This is a genomic window from Methylobacterium tardum (genome assembly GCF_023546765.1).
Lineage (GTDB): Bacteria > Pseudomonadota > Alphaproteobacteria > Rhizobiales > Beijerinckiaceae > Methylobacterium > Methylobacterium tardum.
This window is the reverse complement of record NZ_CP097484.1, coordinates 6,068,375-6,087,333: the sequence shown is the minus strand read 5'-3', so window position 1 is coordinate 6,087,333 and position 18,959 is coordinate 6,068,375. Positions and strand designations below refer to the sequence as shown.

Sequence of the window (18,959 nt, the reverse complement as noted above, 5' to 3'; positions counted from 1 at the left end):
GAGCCGACGCTCCGGGGCCGCTCAGCCGTCCGAATCCCGGACGCTGCCCCGGCCCTGCTTGATCGTGGCGCGGTTCTTCTTGGCGCCGATGCGCCGCTCCTGCGAGCCCCGGGTGGGCTTCGTCGGCCGGCGGATCGGCGGCGGCGGCTTGGCGGCCTCGGCCACGAGATCGACGAGGCGCTGCAGGACGTCCGCCCGGTTACGCTCTTGCGTCCGGTGCCGCTGGCCCGCCAGGACGAGCACGCCGTCCTTGGTCATCCGCCGTCCGGCCAGCCGCACGAGGTTCGCCTTGACGCGGTCGTCCACGGACGGTGAATCCAGCGCCGCCCAGCGGAGCTGAACCGCGGTCTCGACCTTGTTGACGTTCTGTCCGCCGGCGCCCGAGGCGCGCATGAAGGACAGCTCGATCTCGTCGTCGCCGATGGCGATGCGCGGGGTCACCCTCAGGGGCATGGCGGCCTCCGGCGGGGCGGACGCGAGGCGCGGTGCGTCGCGGATCCAAGCTGGGGCGCGGCGATCGCGGAAGTGCGGGACGCGGCCACGATCACCATATTCCTCCTGCGAGCCGCGCGCGTCGGCAACGACGCGCGCGACATTAAGGTTCAGGCGGCCTCGGCCGGCGTGCGGGCCCGAAGCGCGAGGGCGTGGAGGCCGCGCTTGAACGCATCCTCCAGAAGCGCGTTCACCAAGCGGTGCCGCTCGACGCGGCTCTTGCCCTCGAATGCCGACGCGACGATGTCGAGCCGGTAATGGGTCTCGCCCCCCGGCCGTGCCCCGGCATGGCCGGCATGCAGATGCGACTCGCCGATCACGCCGAGGCGCGCCGGCGCGAGCTGCTCGCGCAGCCGCGCCTCCATCCAGTCCCGCAGGGTGCCGCCCGCGCCCGCACCGTCCGCCATCGTGCCCTCGCGTCGTGTTCGTGGGTGCCCGTCAAGCCCGATCTCGCGCATGCGTCATCAGGCCCGGTGCCCTTGTGTCTCAGGTCCGCCCCCTCATAATCGGCCCGTCATGGATCTCAACTCGCGCCTGTTCGACAGCATCCGGATCAAGCCGTCCTGCGACGAGCCGAAGGCGGCGGCCGAGGGCGTCTGCGAGAGTCCGGGCTGCACGCAGCCGGGCCTGTACCGGGCGCCGAAGGGTCGGAAGGCGGAGGGCCAGTACTGGCGCTTCTGCATCGACCATGTCCGCGCCTACAACGCCACCTACAACTACTTCGACGGCATGAACGACGCCGCCGTGCAGGCCTACCAGAAGGACGCGATCATCGGGCATCGCCCGACCTGGGCGATGGGCGTGAACCGGACCGGCGAGGCCAAGCCGGCGGACGAGCCGGTCCGCGACTGGGCGTATGTCGATCCGCTCGGCATCCTGCGCGGCGAGGGTGTCGGCGACGCGCGCCGGCGCGCCCGCCAGCCCGAGGAGCCGCGCAAGCCCAAACACTCGGCGACGGTGCGCCGCGCCCTCGACGTGATGGGACTCGAGGAGAACGCCGATTCGGCCGCCATCAAGGCGCAGTACAAGGTGCTGGTGAAGCGCTTCCACCCCGACGCCAATGGCGGCGACCGCTCCTTCGAGGAGCGGCTGCGCGACATCATCCGCGCCCACGACGTCCTGCGCGCGGCCGGACTCTGCTGAACGGCACGAAGGATGCACGCCGGTTCAATCCCAGGATAGGGAAAACCGCGCGATGGGACCCTATATGGGACTCATGCCGGTCGGTGGCGCCCGAGCGCGCTGCCGTCTAAGGATGGCTCCGCCCCGCCGCGGAGGCCCGGCTCGACGTTCTTCCGCGCGGATGCTTCACTGTTTGGGAGTGGAGCGCCCGCGCCTCACGAGGTTCCGAATGCTCTCTGACGATACGCCCGCCCGGCTCCCCGACCGCACCGTCTCCGTCCGCGATGTCTTCGGCATCGACCTCGACCTCAAGGTCCCGGCCTATGCCGAGGCTGAGGAGCACGTGCCGGATCTCGATCCCGACTACATCTTCGACCGGGAGACGACGCTCGCGATCCTCGCCGGCTTCGCCCGCAACCGCCGCGTGATGGTCACCGGCTATCACGGCACCGGCAAGTCGACCCATATCGAGCAGGTCGCGGCCCGGCTGAACTGGCCGTGCATCCGGATCAACCTCGACAGCCACGTCTCGCGCATTGACCTCGTCGGCAAGGACGCGATCGTCCTCCAGGACGGCAAGCAGGTCACCGCCTTCCAGGACGGCATCCTGCCCTGGGCGCTGCAGAACAACGTCGCGCTGGTGTTCGACGAATACGATGCCGGCCGCCCGGACGTGATGTTCGTGATCCAGCGCGTGCTGGAGCTGTCGGGCCGCCTGACGCTCCTCGATCAGAAGCGCGTGATCCGCCCGCACCCGGCCTTCCGGCTGTTTGCCACGGCCAACACGGTGGGCCTCGGCGACACGTCGGGCCTCTATCACGGCACGCAGCAGATCAACCAGGGCCAGATGGACCGCTGGTCGATCGTCACCACGCTGAACTACCTGCCGCACGACCGCGAGGTCGACATCGTGCTCTCGAAGGCGACCCATTACCGGGGCGACCAGGGCCGCGACATCGTCAACCGGATGGTGCGCGTGGCGGATCTGACCCGCAACGCCTTCATGAACGGCGACCTCTCGACGGTCATGAGCCCGCGCACGGTGATCACCTGGGCCGAGAACGCCGACATCTTCAAGGATATCGGCTTCGCCTTCCGGGTGACCTTCCTCAACAAGTGCGACGAGCTGGAGCGGACGCTGGTGGCCGAGTTCTACCAGCGCGCCTTCGGCAAGGAGCTGCCCGAGAGCGCGGTGAACGTCGCGCTGAGCTGACCCGCATGGAGGAGCCCGTGGCGCGTCCGGCCGAGACCGCTGTGATGGACGTGGACACCTCGTCCGCGGCCATCCGCACGCGCTACGAGGACGACCTTCACAGCTGGGCGCGGGAGCAGGTCGCCCTGCTCCGCGCCCGCCGGTTCGACGAGATCGACGTCGAGCGCGTCGCGGAGGAGCTGGAGGACGTGTCGAGGCGCGAATTCTCCAAGCTCTACAGCTGTCTGCGCGTCCTCCTGATGCACATGCTGAAGTGGGATCAGCAGCCCGAGCACCGCACGCCGAGCTGGATCTACTCGATCCGCGAGCAACGCCGCCGCTTCGACCGTCTGCTGACCGAGAGCCCGAGCCTCAAGGCCCGCCTCGAGGAGGCTCTGGCACAGGCCTACCCGGACGCGCGCGACTGGGCCGCCGACGAGACCCATCTGATGCCGGACGAGTTTCCGTCTGCCTGTCCCTACAGCTGGGATGAGATCCGGGCTCGCCCCTTCGATCTCGATTCCGCGAAGAAGTAGCCCGCATGTCCATCTCCAACCGCAAGCCCGGCGAGCGCCGCGAACCCGTGGCCGAGCCCCTGAAGCGCTCGGTGGCCGGGTGCCTGCGCGCCATCGCCCGGCGCTCCGAGGTCGAGGTCACCTACGCGACCGACCGGCCGGCGCTGACCGGCGACAAGGCCCGCCTCCCCGAGCCGCCGCGCAAGCTCTCGGCGCAGGACGTCGCGGTGCTGCGCGGCAACGCCGACGCCATGGCGCTGCGCCTCGGCTGCCACGACGTGGCCGTCCACCGCCGCCTCGCCCCCGAGAACGCCGCCGCCCGGGCGGTCTACGACGCGGTCGAGCAGGCCCGGGTCGAGGCGATCGGCTCGCGGCGGATGGCCGGCGTCGCCAGCAACATCTCGGCGATGCTGGAGGACCGCTACCACCGCGGCGGCAAGTACGAGACCATCACCGACCGGGCCGACGCCCCGATGGAGGACGCCGTCGCCCTGATGGTGCGCGAGCGCCTGACCGGCCAGAAGCCGCCCGAGGCCGCCACCAAGATCGCCGAGCTGTGGCGCGAGCATATCGAGGCCAAGGCCGGCCCGAACCTCGACGGGCTGCTCGGCTCGATCGAGGACCAGCGCAAGTTCGCCCGCTCGGTGCGCGACCTCCTCACCTCGCTGGACATGTCGGACGAGACGCCGTTCGACGCCGAGGACGACGAGAACGACGACGAGAACGACGCCCAGGACGACGAGCAGAACCCCAGCGAGGGCGATTCGGAGGAGAAGAGCCAGGGCGAGCGCGCCGAGATCGAGACCTCCGAGGAGGCTTCCGACGAGATCGAGGACGGCGCCCAGGAATCCGCGGACGCCCCCTCGGGCGAGCTGCCGGAGGAGGCCGAGGACGCCGAGTCCGAGGAGGCCTCCGAGGCGTCGCGCCCGCCGCAGCGGCAAGGCAACGAGGCGCGCGGGCCCGAGTACCGGGTGTTCAACGCCCGGTTCGACGAGGTCATCCACGCCGAGGAGCTGTGCGACGCCGACGAGCTGTCGCGCCTGCGCTCCTACCTCGACAAGCAGCTCTCCCATCTGCAGGGCGTGGTCGGGCGCCTCGCCAACCGGCTGCAGCGGCGTCTGCTCGCGCAGCAGAACCGCGCCTGGGATTTCGACCTGGAAGAGGGTCAGCTCGACCCGGCGCGGCTCGTGCGCGTGGTCATCGACCCCTACCAGCCGCTCTCCTTCAAGCAGGAGAAGGACACCAATTTCCGCGACACAGTGGTCACGCTGCTGCTCGACAATTCGGGCTCGATGCGCGGCCGGCCGATCACCGTGGCGGCGACCTGCGCCGACATCCTGGCGCGGACGCTGGAGCGCTGCGGCGTGAAGGTGGAGATCCTGGGCTTCACCACCCGCGCCTGGAAGGGCGGCCAGAGCCGCGAGGCGTGGCTCGCCGCCGGCAAGCCGCCGAATCCCGGTCGCCTGAACGACCTGCGCCACATCGTCTACAAGTCGGCCGACGCACCCTGGCGGCGCGCGCGAAAGAATCTCGGGCTGATGATGCGCGAGGGGCTACTCAAGGAGAACATCGACGGCGAGGCGCTCGACTGGGCGCACAAGCGCCTGCTCGGGCGGCCGGAGCAGCGCAAGATCCTGATGGTGATCTCCGACGGCGCGCCGGTGGACGATTCGACCCTGTCGGTGAATGCCGGCAACTACCTGGAGCGGCACCTGCGCTGGATGATCGAGGAGATCGAGACGCGCTCGCCCGTGGAGCTTCTCGCCATCGGCATCGGCCACGACGTGACCCGGTACTACCGCCGCGCCGTGACGATCATCGACGCCGAGGAGCTTGGCGGGGCGATGACCGAGAAGCTGGCCGAGCTGTTCGAGGAGGACGGCGCACCGGCGCCGACGGGCCGGATGCTGCGCGCGGCGGGCGGCCGGCGCTGACGGCCCGCCAGCGGGTCGTCTCCGACCTCAGGCGCATCCGGTCCGGCGCCTCATCCTGAGGTGCCGGAGCGGAGCGGAGGCCTCGAAGGAGACCTCCGGAGGCCACCGCAATCCCTGGAGACCTCCTTCGAGGCGGCTCAGCCGCACATCAGGATGAGGGTCACAGACGGGATATCCCGATAAGATGCACCCGCCGCGCAAGCGGAAACCGCCGCGGCCTCGATGGCCACGGCGGCTTAAACCGTCCGATAAGGGGCGTGAAGCCCGAAGCCTCAGGCCGCGGCGGCCGGGGCCTCGGCGAGCTTCTTGTGGATCTCGCGCTTCAGGAGGCGCGCGGTCTGCGACAGGTCGCCCTCGCCGGCCTTGATCAGGAAGGCGTCGAGGCCGCCGCGGTGCTCCACCGAGCGCAGGGCGTGCGCGGTGACCCGCAGGCGCACCCGCTTGCCGAGCGCGTCGGACTGGAGGGTGACGTTGCACAGGTTCGGCAGGAACCGGCACTTGGTCTTGCGGTTCGAGTGGCTCACGAGGTGGCCGACCTGAACGGCCTTGCCGGTGAGTTCGCAGCGGCGCGCCATGATAAAAAACGATCCCGTCTCGTTCCGCCCGAATAGACCCGATCGCGACCGGCGCGATCATCGTCGCAGCGGGCGGCGCCCATTGCGTGTTCCAGGTCCGGCGGAGTCCTGTTGAAGGCGCGAGCCTATAGGCGACGAAGCCGCGCCGCGTCAAGGTGCCGGCGGGCAGAGGCGGCGCCTCAGCCGTCCAACGGTCTGTTAACCACGATGCCGGGATATAGCCTTCTTCCACCTGCAGGAAGGTGCCTCTCCCGGCTCCGGGCGTCGAGAGGATGCCGACGAGCGGGTGTTCGAGAGGGTGTGTTCGAGCGGGTGTCTTGGGCCGCCCGCCCTGGGATGCGATCCGGATCATGAGCGCCACGCCAATCCGTCGGATGATCAAGCCTGTGACGAAGCACGCTGTCGGGCGCCTCGCGGGCAGCCTTCTCGCGGTCGCGGCCCTCGCGGCCCCGGCCGATGCCGCCGCGCGCGGGTCACGCGGGAAACGCGCCGCTCCGGCTGCCGCGACCGTGGCGGTGGATTACGGCATCAACCTCGCCGGCCTGCCGATCGGCACGGCGCGTCTCGCCGGGTCCTTCGACCGCGACCGCTACGCGATGGACGTGTCGGCTGTGCTCACCGGCCTCGTCGGCGCCATCACCGGCGGCAAGGGCTCGGCCCGGGCCTCCGGGAGCTTCTCGGCCGCACCCCAGCCCGGCGCCTTCGCCATCGCGACACAGACGGCGAGTTCCGGCATCGCAGTGCGCATGGCCCTGGCACACGGGAACGTGGTCCAGGCCGAGATCACGCCGCCGCTCATCGACATGCAGGACCGCGTGCCGGTGACCCCGGCCAACAAGCGCGGCATCATCGACCCGGTGAGCGCCCTGCTGATGCCGACCCAGGGGCGCGGCGAGCCCCTCGATCCGGAGAATTGCAACCGGACGCTGCCGGTCTTCGACGGCGCGACCCGCTTCAATGTGGTGCTCAGCTACGCCGAGACCCGCCCGGTGCAGAAGCCCGGCTATGCGGGGCAAGTTCTCGTGTGCAACGCCCGCTATCAGGCGGTGGCCGGCCACCGCCCGGACCGGCCGGGGGTGAAGTTCATGGAGGAGAACCGCGAGATGTCGGTCTGGCTCGCCCCCGTCGAGGGAACGCGCGTCCTGATCCCGCTGCGCATCTCCGTGCTCACCACGATCGGCACCAACATCATCGAGGCCACGCGCTGGAGCCAGGGCGGCAATCCGACCACGACCGCGACGGCCGGCGCCGCCGGCGGCAGCGTCGCGCAGGCGAGCCTGGCCGGGCAGTAAGGGCGGTTTGACCGGCGGCGGCTTTCCCGGCACGTCCGCCCGGCGCGTCCGCCGCGCCAGGGAGGTCAGCCAGTGCCCAAAGGCTACATCATCGTCCGGATGACGGTCACCGACCCGGACGCCTACAAGGACTACGCCGCCATGGCCTCCGAGGCCATGCGCAAGTATGGCTGCAAGCCGCTGGTCCGCGGCGGCCGCAGCGAAGCGCTCGAGGGCGAGGCCCGGCCGCGCAACGTCGTGCTGGAATTCGAATCCTACGAGGCGGCGCGCACCTACTACTTCTCGCCCGAGTATCAGGCCGCGATCGAGAAGCGCCGGCCGGCGGGGATCGGCGAGGTAGTGCTGGTCGAAGGCGTGGATTGAACCGCTTCCGGTTGAACCCTTCGTTTGCCGCTGCACCGCGCGCTGCGAAGCGGCGACGGAGGTTGTGGACGAAATCTTCATCCGCCGCGCGATAATCCGCGGATGCGCCCGTCTGCCCTCCGAATCGCCCTCGCCCTGATCGCCCTCGCCGGCCCGGCCGCCGCGCGGCCGCTGACCGCCGGCACTGCGGAATCCGGTTGCGGCGGCGACGCCTACTCATCGGCCGAGATCGCCGAGCACCGCCGCGGCCCGCTCGTGGCGATGCCCGACACGCTCTGCGCCGATGTGGCGCCCCAGCCGGGCACGCCGACGACGCAGATCGACGTCTACCCGCTCATCACGCCGCAGGTTGGACCGGCGGCGGCGGCATCCCATATGGGGGAGGATCGATCCGGCCCTATCGTCCCTGACGCGACCGGCCGCCCCAGCATCCCCCGCTCCGCGCCCCGCCGGCGCCGCGACGGCCTTCCGGTCCGAAGGAATCGCCGACCATCGACGCCTTGCTTCGCCCCTCGCCCAGCCGCTCGCTGTCCCGAGACGCCCGCGCCCGCGGCGTCACGGCGGTCCTCGGGCCGACCAACACCGGCAAGACGCATCTCGCCATCGAGCGGATGCTCGCGCACCCGACCGGGATGATCGGGCTGCCCCTGCGGCTCCTCGCCCGGGAGGTCTACCTGCGCGTCGTCGCCAAGGTCGGCCCGGAAAAGGTCGCGCTGGTGACCGGGGAAGAGAAAATAAAACCGGACCGGCCGCGCTACTGGATCTGCACCATCGAGGCGATGCCCCGCGACCTCGACGTGGCCTTCGTGGCGATCGACGAGATCCAGCTCGCCGCCGACATGGACCGCGGCCACGTCTTCACCGACCGCCTGCTCTACGTGCGCGGCCGGGAGGAGACCCTGCTGATCGGCTCCTCGACCATCCTGCCGCTGGTCCAGAGCCTGATCCCGAACGTCCACACCACCACCCGGCCGCGGCTGTCGCAGCTGACCTTCGCGGGGGAGAAGCGGCTCTCGCGCCTGCCCCGCCGCACCGCCATCGTCGCCTTCTCGGCCGAGGAGGTCTACGCCATCGCCGAGCTGATCCGCCGCCAGCGCGGCGGCGCCGCGGTGGTGCTGGGCGCGCTCTCGCCCCGGACGCGCAACGCCCAGGTCGAGATGTACCAGGCGGGCGACGTGGATTACCTCGTCGCCACCGACGCGGTCGGGATGGGGCTCAACCTCGACGTCGACCACGTCGCCTTCGCGGCGAACTGGAAGTACGACGGCACCCGCTTCCGCAAGCTCACCCCCGCCGAGATGGGCCAGATTGCCGGCCGGGCCGGGCGGCACCTCGCGGACGGCACCTTCGGCTCCACCGGCCGCTGCCCGCCCTTCGAGCCCGAGCTGGTGGAGCGCCTCGAGAGCCACGACTTCGACCCGTTGCGCATCCTGCAATGGCGCAATCCGGATCTCGCGTTCGGCAACCTGGAGGCGCTGCAGGCGAGCCTCGACGAGCACCCGCGCGAATCGGGCCTGACCCGCGCCCCCATGGGCGAGGACCAGCAGGCCCTCGAGATCCTGATGAAGGAGGAGGACATCCGCGACATGGCGCGGAGCGCCGCCACGGTTCGGCGGCTCTGGGACACCTGCGGCGTGCCGGATTACCGCAAGGTCCACCCGCAGGTGCATGCCGACCTCGTGGCCCAGCTCTACCGATTCCTCATGAAGGGCATGGCCGGGCGGATCCCCGACACGTGGTTCGCCGAGCAGGTGGCGATGATCGACCGCACCGACGGCGACATCGACACCCTGTCCCGCCGGATCGCCCAAGGACGCACCTGGACGTTCGTCGCCAACAGACCCGACTGGCTGCGCGACCCAGAACATTGGCAGGGCGAGACGCGTCGGGTAGAGGACAGGCTGTCCGACGCCCTGCACGAACGCCTCGCGAGCCGCTTCGTCGACCGGCGCACAAGCGTCCTGATGCGGCGCCTGAGAGAGAACACGATGCTCGAAGCCCAGATTACCGCCGACGGTGACGTCACCGTCGAGGGTCAGCATGTCGGCCACCTTCACGGATTCCTGTTCGTTCCCGATGCCAGCGCTGAGGGGCACGAAGCCAAGACCCTGAGAAGTGCCGCCGAGAAGGCGCTCGCCGGCGAGATCGAGGCGCGGGCCGACCGGTTCGGCGCCACCGCCGATTCGACCCTCGTGCTCGCCCATGACGGCACGATCCGCTGGACCGGCGCGCCCGTCGCCAAGCTCACCCCCGGCGAGAAGCTGTTCGCCCCGCAGATCCGTCTGCTGGCGGACGACAGCCTGACCGGCGCCCATCGCGAGAAGGTCGAAGCGCGCCTCGACGCGTGGCTGAAGGCCACCATCGTGCGCCTCCTCGGGCCGCTCATGGAGATCGAGACCGCGGCCGACCTCACCGGTCTCGCCAAGGGGATCGGCTACCAGGTGGTCGAGGCGCTGGGCGTGCTGGAGCGCTCGAAGGTCGCGCACGAGATGCGCAGCCTCGATCAGGACGGCCGCGGCGCCCTGCGCCGCCACGGTGTCCGGTTCGGCGCCTATCACATCTTCCTGCCGGCCCTGCTCAAGCCGGCGCCCCGCACCCTCGCGGCCCAGCTCTGGGCCCTGCGCAACGGCGGCCTCGACCAGCGCGGCCTCGACGAGATCGCGCATCTCGCCGGCTCCGGCCGTACCTCGATCAAGGTCGATCGGGAGATCGCCAAGGGCCTCTACCGCGCCGCCGGCTTCCGGGTCAGCGGCGAGCGCGCCGTGCGCGTCGACATCCTGGAGCGGCTCGCCGACCTGATCCGCCCGGCGATCGCCTACCGGCCCGGCACCACGCCGGGCGCCCCGCCGGACGGCACCGCCGACGGCGACGGCTTCGTGGCCACCGTCGGCATGACCTCCCTGGTCGGCTGCTCGGGCGAGGATTTCGCCTCGATCCTGAAGTCGCTCGGCTACAATTCCGAGGCGCGCCCCGGCCCGGCCATAACCGTGCCGCTCGTCCCGGCCGCCGCCACCGCGCCGGCCGTACCGGCCGCGGCCGCCGAAGCCTCCTCCGATGAGGCGGTCACCGCGCAGGCGGATGCCGCCGAACCGGCCGACGACGAGGCCTCCACGGACGCGGCCGAGCGCGGCGAAGGCTCCGCCGAGGAGGTCCATGCCTCCGCGGAAGAGGTCTCCGCGAGCGGAGCCGAGGAGCCCCCCGCCGAGATCCCAACTCCGGAAACCGAAATCGCGGCCGTCGAGGAACCGGCGGCGGAGACGCCTCCGGCCGAGGAAGGCGCTGCCGAGGTGGATCAGCCGGCCGAAGCGCCCGAGGCGCCCGTCGTGGCCGAGAGCGAGGCAGCTTCCGAGCCGGCCGAGGCCGGCGCCGACGCGGCTGGCGACGTGACCGCCGAGGCGGCGGCCGAAACCGCGCCCCCGGACGGCGAGCCGACGGCAGAGGTGCCGCAGATCGAGGTATGGCGCCTGCAGCGCCATCAGCGCCCGGCCCATCAGCGTCCGCAGAACCGTCCCCGCGGCGCCGGCCGCGGCCGCGACGGTGGCCAGCAGGGTCAGCACCCGGGACAGGGACGTCCCGAGGGCGGCCGGCCGGAGCACCGCCGGGCGGCCGAGGGCGGAGACGGCGGACCGCGTCCGGGACGGGATCGCGGCCCCCGTCGCGACCGCTTCGAGGGCGGAAGGCCGGAGCGCCGGGACGATCAGCGCGGTGCCGAGCAGCGCCATGCGGGTCCGCGGCCCGATCAGCGGCCGCCGCGGCGGGAGCGGGCGCCGGATCCGGATTCGCCCTTCGCCAAGCTGGCCGCGCTCAAGGCGCAGCTCGAAGCCGGCGACGGCGGGAAGCGCTGATCCCCGCGCATGCGGGAGGACCGGCAGCGCCTCGACAAATGGCTGTGGTTCGCGCGTTTCGCGCGGACGCGGTCCCTCGCCGCGCGGCTGGCTTCGGACGGTTTCGTGCGGGTGAACGGGACGCGCGCCGACAACCCGGCGAAGGGTATCGGCGTCGGCGACGTGGTGACGGTCGCCGCGCCGCACGCCACGCTGGCCGTGCGGGTTCTCGGCCTCGGCGCGCGGCGGGGGCCGGCCCCGGAGGCGCGGCTCCTCTACGACGATCTGTCGGCCGGCTCCGTTCACGCGGACCCGACCAAGTGATGAGACGGGGCCACAACCGTCCGGAGAGCGATCGGCGGCGCAACATGCGGCGCCCGCGCGCTTGTCAGCCCGGGAGGCAGCGTCTAGAGCCGTGGCCTTCGAAGCCCGGCTCCGCGCCGGACCTCACCGGCGTCCCCTCGCAGCGCCACCCGGGCGTGCGGGCCGTCCCTAGGCTCCGCCCGGGCCAAGTCGTGTTTTAGGACGAAGACATCCGATGACCTACGTCGTCACCGACAATTGCATCAAGTGCAAGTACACGGACTGCGTCGAGGTCTGTCCGGTGGATTGCTTCTACGAAGGCGAGAACATGCTCGTCATCCACCCGGACGAGTGCATCGATTGCGGGGTCTGCGAGCCGGAATGCCCGGCCGAGGCGATCAAGCCCGACACCGAGTCGAACCTCGACACGTGGCTGAAGCTGAACGCCGACTATGCCAAGACTTGGCCCAACATCACGCAGAAGAAGGAAGCCCCGGCCGACGCTAAGGATTGGGACGGCAAGACGGGGAAACTGGAAGCCCATTTCTCGCCCAACCCCGGCTCCGGCGACTGAACTGGGCAGCCGGTCCACAGGCTTTCCCACTGCATCTCGCCCGAGCCGACCCGGTGGGCAGAGTTTTGCTGGCAGACCATCGCGTGCGGTGACGTTGCTCGGCCTGCGTCTTACGAAGCCCTGATCCGCAGCTGCGGCATTTCTGCCCGGCTGCGCCGGTGTAAAACTCTTCAGCGCCGCGCCGGGCATGCGTGTGCGTCTTCAGGTATGCTTTGATCTGCGCGCCGGATTGTGGTACACAATCGGTCTGCCGTCGCTTGCGCCTGACGTGCTTCCTCCAGCCGAAACACCTTCGATCTTCGTGGGTTAGGAGTAGTACGCGACCGACCGCTGAAGGCGACTTCGGCGGACGTTCCAGGCTTTTGCGCGGCCGCGCCGGGGAACGCCCGTGATCTCGCACTTTGGCGAGAGTCCTGGGAGCGGCGAGGCAAACCGGGTGTCCCGCCCGGAAGAACACGGTTTCGCGCGGCGTCGAAACGCTGCGCGCCAGTGGAGGCCCTTCTCGCATGACCACAGCCAAGAAGACGACGACCACAGGCCGGCAGGGCTTCAAGACCGGCGAGGCTGTCGTGTATCCGGCCCACGGCGTCGGTCGCATCACCGCGATCGAGGAGCAGGAGATCGCGGGCTACAAGCTTGAGCTGTTCGTGGTGTCGTTCGAGAAGGACAAGATGGTTCTGCGCGTCCCCACCGCGAAGGCCAACAGTGTCGGCATGCGCAAGCTGGCCGAGCCGGAGCTGGTAAAGAAGGCCCTGGACCTGCTGACCGGCCGCGCCCGGATCAAGCGCACCATGTGGTCGCGCCGCGCCCAGGAATACGAAGCCAAGATCAACTCGGGCGACCTGCTGGCCGTCACCGAAGTGGTGCGCGACCTCTTCCGCTCCGAGGCTCAGCCCGAGCAATCCTATTCCGAGCGTCAGCTGTACGAGGCTGCCCTCGACCGGATCGTGCGCGAGATCTCCTCGGTGAACCGCATCACCGAGACGGAGGCCCTCAAGCTCATCGAGCAGAGCCTTGCGAAGTCGCCGCGGCGGGCCAAGAGCGAGGCGGAGCCCGAGGCCGAAGCCGAGGGTGACAGCGAGGGCGACGACATTCAGGAAGAGGCGGCCTGAGGCCAGCCACGCCCTGAAGCAACGACAGACCCGGCCCCCGTGGCCGGGTTTTTTTGGCCTGCTGACGCGCCCGCCGCCAGCCGGCCGGACATCTTCGAGCGATCCGGGACTGGACGGAGCGGCAGCGAAGCCCATCTGATCCCGAGAGAACACGAAATCGTGGCCGGCCGACTGTCGCATTCTGGGGCAACGCGGCGGAACTTTCGCGTTCAGCCTTCCGTTGTCGGTTGCCTGGCGTCGCCCCTCGGTGACGCCTGTGCGCCGGGCAGCAGGTCCGGCGCCGCAACAGCACTCGACAACAAGAGGCAGGCGGATGGCTGAGATCGCGGGAATTCGTCGGCAGTTCATACGGACTGCCATGGAGGCGCCCTTCCTGGCCCGGGAGGAAGAGCGTGGCCTCGCCGTCCGCTGGAAGGACGATCGTGACGAGCGCGCCCTCCATCGCCTGATCTCAGCCCATATGCGCCTCGTCATCGCCCTGGCGGGGCGTTTTCGTCACTACGGCCTGCCGATGGCCGATCTCGTCCAGGAGGGGCATGTCGGCCTGATGGAGGCGGCCGCCCGCTTCGAGCCGGAGCGGGACGTTCGCTTCTCGACCTACGCGACCTGGTGGATCCGGGCCTCGATCCAGGATTACATCCTGCGCAACTGGTCCATCGTGCGCGGCGGGACATCCTCGGCCCAAAAGGCGTTGTTCTTCAACCTGCGCCGGCTGCGCGCCCGGCTGATGCAATCCACCGAGGAGCATGTCGGCGATGAGATCCACCGCCGCATAGCCAGCGCGATCGGCGTCTCGCGCGACGACGTCGCCCTGATGGATGCGCGCCTGTCCGGTCCCGACATGTCGCTCAACGCCCCAGTGGGCGAGGACAACGACGCCTCCTCCGAGCGGATGGACTTCCTGGTCGACGGTGCCGACCTGCCGGACGAGACCGTGAGCGCGACGGTCGACGGCGAGCGTCGCCTCAGCTGGCTGCAGCAGGCGCTGACCGTGCTGTCGGAGCGCGAGCTGCGCATCCTGCGCGAGCGTCGCCTCGCCGAGGATCAGGCGACCCTCGAAGCCCTCGGGCAGCGTCTCGGCATCTCGAAGGAGCGGGTCCGCCAGATCGAGAACCGCGCCCTGGAGAAGCTGCGTCGCGCCCTGGCCGATCGCTTCCCGGCCGCCACCGGCAGTCCGCATATCGGCTGACCGGCACGACGCGTCGTCCCGAAGCCCGGCCTCGGCCGGGCTTTCGCGTTTCTTGGGTTCAGCAGCTCGCTGCGCCGCCTTCAACGCGTGTGGTGAAGCGGCTCAGGGTTAGCGAGAAGCCGAGAACGTAGCGCGATCTAGCTCCCGACCGCGTTGGGTCAGAGGAAAGGACCGCATCCTGAGCCGCGGTGCCCGATCCCTCCCCCTCATCCTGAGGTGCCCGCGTCAGCGGGCCTCGAAGGAGGGCACCAGGGATCGCGCGGCTGGCTGGAGCCTCCTTCGAGGCCTCCGCTGCGCTCGCAAAGACGGGTCGCTGCGGCGCCCTGATCGCGCTGCCGGTTCAAGCGCTCTGGACGACGGCGCCGTGCCGTTCCCGCCGACGGCGGCGACGGCCGGGCTCGGGGGTTGCGTCGAGCCAGATCACCAGCGCGAGGGCAATCAGCGCCGGTAGCCCGAGGGCGAGAAACGCGCCGGTCCAGCCGACCATGCTGTAAGCCAAGCCGCCGTACCAGCTCGACAGGGCGCCTCCGACACCCTGCACCGCATTGACACTGCCCAGCGCCGTCTGGGTCCGGCCGGAGCCCCAGGTCAGGTCGGCCACCACCACCGGCACGGCCACGCCGACGATGCCAGAAGCCACGCCGTCCAGCACCTCGGCGGCGATGAGCCAGACAGGATCGTCAATCAGGCCCGACATCAGCGCGCGCACCGGCAAGACCGCGAAGGCGACCATCAAGATCTGGCGGCGACCCCGCTTGTCCGCGAGCGATCCGGCGAACAGCGCCACCGGCACCATCACCAGTTGCGCCACCATCACGTAGCGGGCCGTCCAAGTGGTGGCGTCCGCGGCGGTGGCCACGAGCTTCTGGCCGAGCAGCGACAGCATGCCGCCGTTGCCCAGGTTGAACAGGGTCAGCGCCACGGTCAGCACCAGCAGCCGGCGGTTGCCGAGAACCTGCCGGATGCCGCTGCGCTCCGGCTCATCCTCGTCGTCCTCTTTCCAGCCGACGGCCCGGCGGCGGTTCCAGGCGCCGGCCGGCGTCGTCAGCGTCGCCGCGATCGCCGCGACCGCCATCCCGCCGAGGACCCAGAACGCGATGGCGGGGCCGAAATAGCCCGTTCCGAGGCTGATGCCGCCGGCGGCGATCAAGATGCCGAGATGGTTGAACGCCTGGTTGCGGCCCTGCTGCTTCGGGAAGCGGTCCTTGCCGACGATGCCGAGGGTGAGGGCCGCGACGGCCGGCAGTAGGAGGGTCCCGCCCGCCGCCGCGAGAAGCTGCGCGCACAGCACGGCGGGGAAGCTGCGCGCCGGAAGCAGCAGCAACGTGCCCGCCAGGATCGCCCCGCAGGCCAGGGCGATCAGGAGGCGCGGCGAGCGGGAGCGGTCGACCAATGCGCCGAACGGGCCGCTGAGGAACAGGGTGCCGAACCCGACCAGGGTGATGACGAACCCCACCCGCGCGGGGCTCCACGATGCCGCCTCCGCCAGCCAGGTCCCCAGGAACGGCCCGAGGCCACCCTGGATATCCCCGATGAACAGGTTGATCAGGGCAAGGTTAGCGGTGGGAGCCATGCGATCCTGGAGCCATTTCGGGCCCCGGACCTGGACTTGCACCCGGTTACGGTCAAGCCCGGGCCGCCCGTCGCGGCACCGAACCGCGGCCGTATGCCGCCGGACCTGTGGACCGCGCGAATCCGCGTCGCAGGCTCAGGATTCGGAAGGTCCATACGTCATCAGGCCGTGACCGAACGACCAGTTCTCGGGCGAGACCTCGACGAGAGTGATGATGACATCTGCCGGATTCACCCCGGGATCGCGGCCGAGATTGTCGGCAATGGCGGCGTAGAGGGCCCGCTTCTGGGCGGTGCTGCGGGTGGCGCTCGCGACGATCTGGACGATCACGAGATCCGCGCTGTGGCGGATGCCGACGTATTCCGGGCTGAAGATGAAATCCGCTGCCGCATGCTCGTGGATGACCGTGAACAGGTCGCCGTCCGGCACCGCGTAGGTTTCGCGCATCGCGGCGTAGATGCCGGAGACGAGGGCGGCGCGGTAAGCCTCTGTCGTGCCGGCGCGCAGGGAGATACGGGTCAGGGGCATCGTGACACTCCAAGGAAGCCGGGTGATCAGCGGCCGCGCGCCGCGGCGAGGCCGGGACGGGCGAGATGCGCGATCGCGACGGCCGGCGTACCGGCGGCCGGCTCGGACCGGAGCGTGAAGCGGGTCAGCCGCCAGCCCTCGGGATCGAGGCCGACCAATGTTCCGAGAATGCCGGGCTCGCCGGCGATGGCGCGGCCGCGCGTCCGCTCGGTCTCGCTCAGCGTGGCGAGATCCTCCTCGAGGGCGACGAGGCGCGACTCCTCCGATAGGAAAAGGGCCGTGGCGGCAGGCCCGAAATCCACCGCCGAGGGCAGCCAAGTCTCGACACGCGGTCGCCCGAAGCTGTCGACGACGGCTCGGAAAGCGGGAGCGGCCAGGAAGGCGGCCGCCGCGCTGGCGTCCTGCCATAGATAGAGCGAGCTGTAGGCGTTCGTCGCCCCACCCCGGCCCCGCTCCTCAATCGTGACAGCCTTGAGGACCAGCCCCGGCATGACGTCCCAGGCGGGTGCCCGCTCAGCGACGCGAGCACGGATGCGGTTCATGTCGTAGTCGGCCGGCAGGCGGTGACGGTATCGGGCGATCAGCATCGGGCAAACCTCATTGGCGCCCGCAAGCTTGCACGACGGTTTGATAACTGCGACATATCGCAACCGATATCTGTCATTTCATATTTTTATGACCGCCCCTCCTCTCGATCTCGACGGTGTCCTGACCTTCGTGCGGGTGGCCGATCTCGGCAGCTTCACGCGTGCCGCCGAGGCGCTTGCCACCTCGCAGGCGGCGATCAGCCTGCGCCTCAAGCGTCTGGAGGACAGGCTCGGCACGCGCCTCCTCGACCGGACGCCGCGGCACGTCGCCGTGACCCGGCAGGGCGCGCAGTTCCTGCCGGCGGCCCGGCGGCTTCTGGAGGCGCATGACAGCGCGTTGGCGGAAGTCGCGGGGACGGTGCCGGCCCGCCTGAGCCTCGGCATCAGCGACCATGTCGCCGGGCCGGACCTCCCCGCTCTGTTGCGGCGGCTCGGCCTCGACGGGGCCGGTCTCGTCACGGAGGTTCGGATCGTGGCGTCGCGCGATCTCGCGACCGCCTTCGACGTGCCCGGCGAGGGCGGCTACGACGCGGTAATACTGCGCACGGAAGCGGCGTCCGGGCACGACGGAACGGTGCTGGCGGAAGAGCGCCTGGGCTGGTTTGCCGCGCCGGACTTTCCCGCACCACATGCGGGCGAGCCGCTGCGGCTGGCCGGTCTCGCCGGTCCGTGCAACGTCCGGGGTGCCGCGACGCGCGTCCTCGACACGGCGGGCCTGCCCTGGACCGAGGTCTTCGTCGGCGGCGGCGTGCTGGCGGTCGGGGCGGCGGTCACGGCCGGCCTCGCGGTCGCGGCCCTGGCGCCGAGCACCGCGCCGCCGGGCGCCATGGAGGTCGGCGCGCGGCTCGGCCTACCCGAATTGCCCCGGACCTGGATCGTGCTGCGCGCCCGCCGCCTGGACGGGCGCGCCGCCCAGGCCCTGCGGGCTCTGGCGGCGGCCTACCGGAACCCCGGCGGCCGCTGACGGGCCGCCGGTCGTGAGCCTCAGGAGGCGAGCGGCCCCTGGGCGCCCTGCTGCTCGATCATCTTCTGCCGGTACAGACCGACGAAATCGATCGGGTCGATGTACAGGGGCGGGAAGCCGCCGTTGCGCACCGCCTCGGCCACGATCTGGCGGGCGAAGGGGAACAGCAGGCGCGGGCACTCGATCATCACGGCCGGATGGATCTGGTCGGCCGGAATGTTCAGCAGGCGGAACACGCCCGCGTAGGTCACCTCGAAGGCGAACAGCACCTCGTTCTGGACCTTGGCGTCGCCCTCGAGCTTCAGCTCGACCTCGAAATCGGTCTCGGAGAGCTGCTGCGCGTTGACGTTGACCTGGATGTTGATCTGCGGCCCCTGGCCCTCCTTGGGCTGCAGCGAGCGCGGCGCGTTCGGATTCTCGAAGGAGAGATCCTTCGTGTACTGCGCCAGGGCGTTGATGGTCGGTACGTCGCCCTGCGGCATGCCGCCGCCGTTGCCGTTCGCTGCCGGGGAATCGGCCATGCGGATCATCCTTCTCGATCAGCCGGCGCGGCCGGCGCGGGTTGGTGTCGCGGCGGGTGCCGCTGGATAAAGCCGCGGAACTGCCCAAACTGCAGGGCCGCTAGCACGCGGACCATCCCTGGACAAGCGAGCTGGCGCGACGCTGGCGTTGCCGGCCCGAGCGACCCATATCGCGATCAAGTCGCGCGAGCCGACTCCGCACGCGCACAACCGGCTCGCTCCTTACGCGTTGGTCGGATATGAGTCGCCAGGACCTATGCGTGCCTCAACGGCGCCGCACCGCGTCTGACCTGAGCAAA

At 70.4% G+C, this 18,959-nt stretch carries 19 protein-coding genes; 12 read left to right on the top strand and 7 right to left on the bottom strand.

The window, feature by feature from the left end; all coding sequences use genetic code 11:
• Positions 1–21 precede the first annotated feature (21 nt).
• Positions 22–453, bottom strand: coding sequence for an alternative ribosome rescue aminoacyl-tRNA hydrolase ArfB (gene arfB / locus M6G65_RS29150; protein WP_250103195.1), 432 nt, complete (start codon positions 451–453; stop codon positions 22–24).
• Between the two features lie 149 nt (positions 454–602).
• A complete protein-coding gene (locus tag M6G65_RS29145) occupies positions 603–899 on the bottom strand; it encodes a BolA family protein (protein WP_250103194.1) in 297 nt (98 codons plus the stop codon).
• Between the two features lie 109 nt (positions 900–1,008).
• Here M6G65_RS29145 and M6G65_RS29140 point away from each other — a divergent pair, with 109 nt between their 5' ends.
• From M6G65_RS29140 to cobT, 4 genes are all read left to right on the top strand, one after another.
• The gene (locus M6G65_RS29140; protein ID WP_192706287.1) at positions 1,009–1,635 is read left to right on the top strand and encodes a J domain-containing protein; all 627 of its coding nucleotides are present in this window, start codon (positions 1,009–1,011) and stop codon (positions 1,633–1,635) included.
• 208 nt (positions 1,636–1,843) lie between these two features.
• On the top strand, positions 1,844–2,827 hold the full coding sequence (gene cobS, locus M6G65_RS29135) for a cobaltochelatase subunit CobS (RefSeq protein ID WP_238194730.1): 984 nt from the start codon (positions 1,844–1,846) through the stop codon (positions 2,825–2,827).
• A gap of 5 nt (positions 2,828–2,832) precedes the next feature.
• Positions 2,833–3,342, top strand: a complete 510-nt coding sequence (locus M6G65_RS29130; protein WP_250103193.1) for a DUF29 domain-containing protein — start codon at positions 2,833–2,835, stop codon at positions 3,340–3,342.
• 5 nt (positions 3,343–3,347) lie between these two features.
• Positions 3,348–5,255 carry a cobaltochelatase subunit CobT gene (gene cobT, locus M6G65_RS29125; protein ID WP_250103192.1) on the top strand — a complete coding sequence of 636 codons (1,908 nt, stop codon included), beginning with the start codon at positions 3,348–3,350 and terminating at the stop codon, positions 5,253–5,255.
• Between the two features lie 272 nt (positions 5,256–5,527).
• Here cobT and rpmB read toward each other — a convergent pair whose 3' ends face one another.
• Positions 5,528–5,830, bottom strand: coding sequence for a 50S ribosomal protein L28 (gene rpmB, locus M6G65_RS29120; protein WP_091778228.1), 303 nt, complete (start codon positions 5,828–5,830; stop codon positions 5,528–5,530).
• A 374-nt stretch (positions 5,831–6,204) separates the two neighbouring features.
• Between rpmB and M6G65_RS29115 the strand changes: the two genes are divergently transcribed.
• The 7 genes from M6G65_RS29115 (at position 6,205) to M6G65_RS29085 (ending at position 14,487) form a co-directional block, all read left to right on the top strand.
• Complete coding sequence (locus M6G65_RS29115; RefSeq protein ID WP_373323666.1) at positions 6,205–7,122, top strand: DUF3108 domain-containing protein; 918 nt, start codon at positions 6,205–6,207, stop codon at positions 7,120–7,122.
• A 72-nt stretch (positions 7,123–7,194) separates the two neighbouring features.
• Positions 7,195–7,485, top strand: coding sequence for a DUF1330 domain-containing protein (locus M6G65_RS29110; RefSeq protein WP_192706283.1), 291 nt, complete (start codon positions 7,195–7,197; stop codon positions 7,483–7,485).
• A 500-nt stretch (positions 7,486–7,985) separates the two neighbouring features.
• The gene (locus M6G65_RS29105; RefSeq protein ID WP_373323660.1) at positions 7,986–11,330 is read left to right on the top strand and encodes a helicase-related protein; all 3,345 of its coding nucleotides are present in this window, start codon (positions 7,986–7,988) and stop codon (positions 11,328–11,330) included.
• 9 nt (positions 11,331–11,339) lie between these two features.
• Positions 11,340–11,633 (top strand): RNA-binding S4 domain-containing protein, encoded by a 294-nt coding sequence (locus M6G65_RS29100; RefSeq protein ID WP_238194725.1) that lies wholly within the window; start codon positions 11,340–11,342, stop codon positions 11,631–11,633.
• 214 nt (positions 11,634–11,847) lie between these two features.
• On the top strand, positions 11,848–12,186 hold the full coding sequence (fdxA, locus tag M6G65_RS29095; RefSeq protein WP_192706280.1) for a ferredoxin FdxA: 339 nt from the start codon (positions 11,848–11,850) through the stop codon (positions 12,184–12,186).
• 506 nt (positions 12,187–12,692) lie between these two features.
• Positions 12,693–13,298 carry a CarD family transcriptional regulator gene (locus M6G65_RS29090; protein ID WP_192706279.1) on the top strand — a complete coding sequence of 202 codons (606 nt, stop codon included), beginning with the start codon at positions 12,693–12,695 and terminating at the stop codon, positions 13,296–13,298.
• A gap of 313 nt (positions 13,299–13,611) precedes the next feature.
• On the top strand, positions 13,612–14,487 hold the full coding sequence (locus M6G65_RS29085; RefSeq protein WP_192706278.1) for an RNA polymerase factor sigma-32: 876 nt from the start codon (positions 13,612–13,614) through the stop codon (positions 14,485–14,487).
• A gap of 340 nt (positions 14,488–14,827) precedes the next feature.
• On the opposite strand, the gene M6G65_RS29080 is transcribed toward M6G65_RS29085, so the two are convergent.
• The 3 genes from M6G65_RS29080 to M6G65_RS29070 form a co-directional block, all read right to left on the bottom strand.
• The gene (locus M6G65_RS29080) at positions 14,828–16,060 is read right to left on the bottom strand and encodes an MFS transporter (RefSeq protein ID WP_238194724.1); all 1,233 of its coding nucleotides are present in this window, start codon (positions 16,058–16,060) and stop codon (positions 14,828–14,830) included.
• 135 nt (positions 16,061–16,195) lie between these two features.
• Positions 16,196–16,588 (bottom strand): tautomerase family protein, encoded by a 393-nt coding sequence (locus M6G65_RS29075; protein ID WP_238194723.1) that lies wholly within the window; start codon positions 16,586–16,588, stop codon positions 16,196–16,198.
• 26 nt (positions 16,589–16,614) lie between these two features.
• On the bottom strand, positions 16,615–17,175 hold the full coding sequence (locus M6G65_RS29070) for a DUF4865 family protein (protein WP_238194722.1): 561 nt from the start codon (positions 17,173–17,175) through the stop codon (positions 16,615–16,617).
• Positions 17,176–17,263: 88 nt separating this feature from the next.
• On the opposite strand from M6G65_RS29070, the gene M6G65_RS29065 reads away from it, so the two are divergent.
• Positions 17,264–18,139, top strand: a complete 876-nt coding sequence (locus M6G65_RS29065) for a LysR family transcriptional regulator (protein WP_238194721.1) — start codon at positions 17,264–17,266, stop codon at positions 18,137–18,139.
• A 20-nt stretch (positions 18,140–18,159) separates the two neighbouring features.
• On the opposite strand, the gene secB is transcribed toward M6G65_RS29065, so the two are convergent.
• Positions 18,160–18,660 carry a protein-export chaperone SecB gene (gene secB, locus M6G65_RS29060; RefSeq protein ID WP_192706273.1) on the bottom strand — a complete coding sequence of 167 codons (501 nt, stop codon included), beginning with the start codon at positions 18,658–18,660 and terminating at the stop codon, positions 18,160–18,162.
• Between the last annotated feature and the right edge of the window lie 299 nt (positions 18,661–18,959).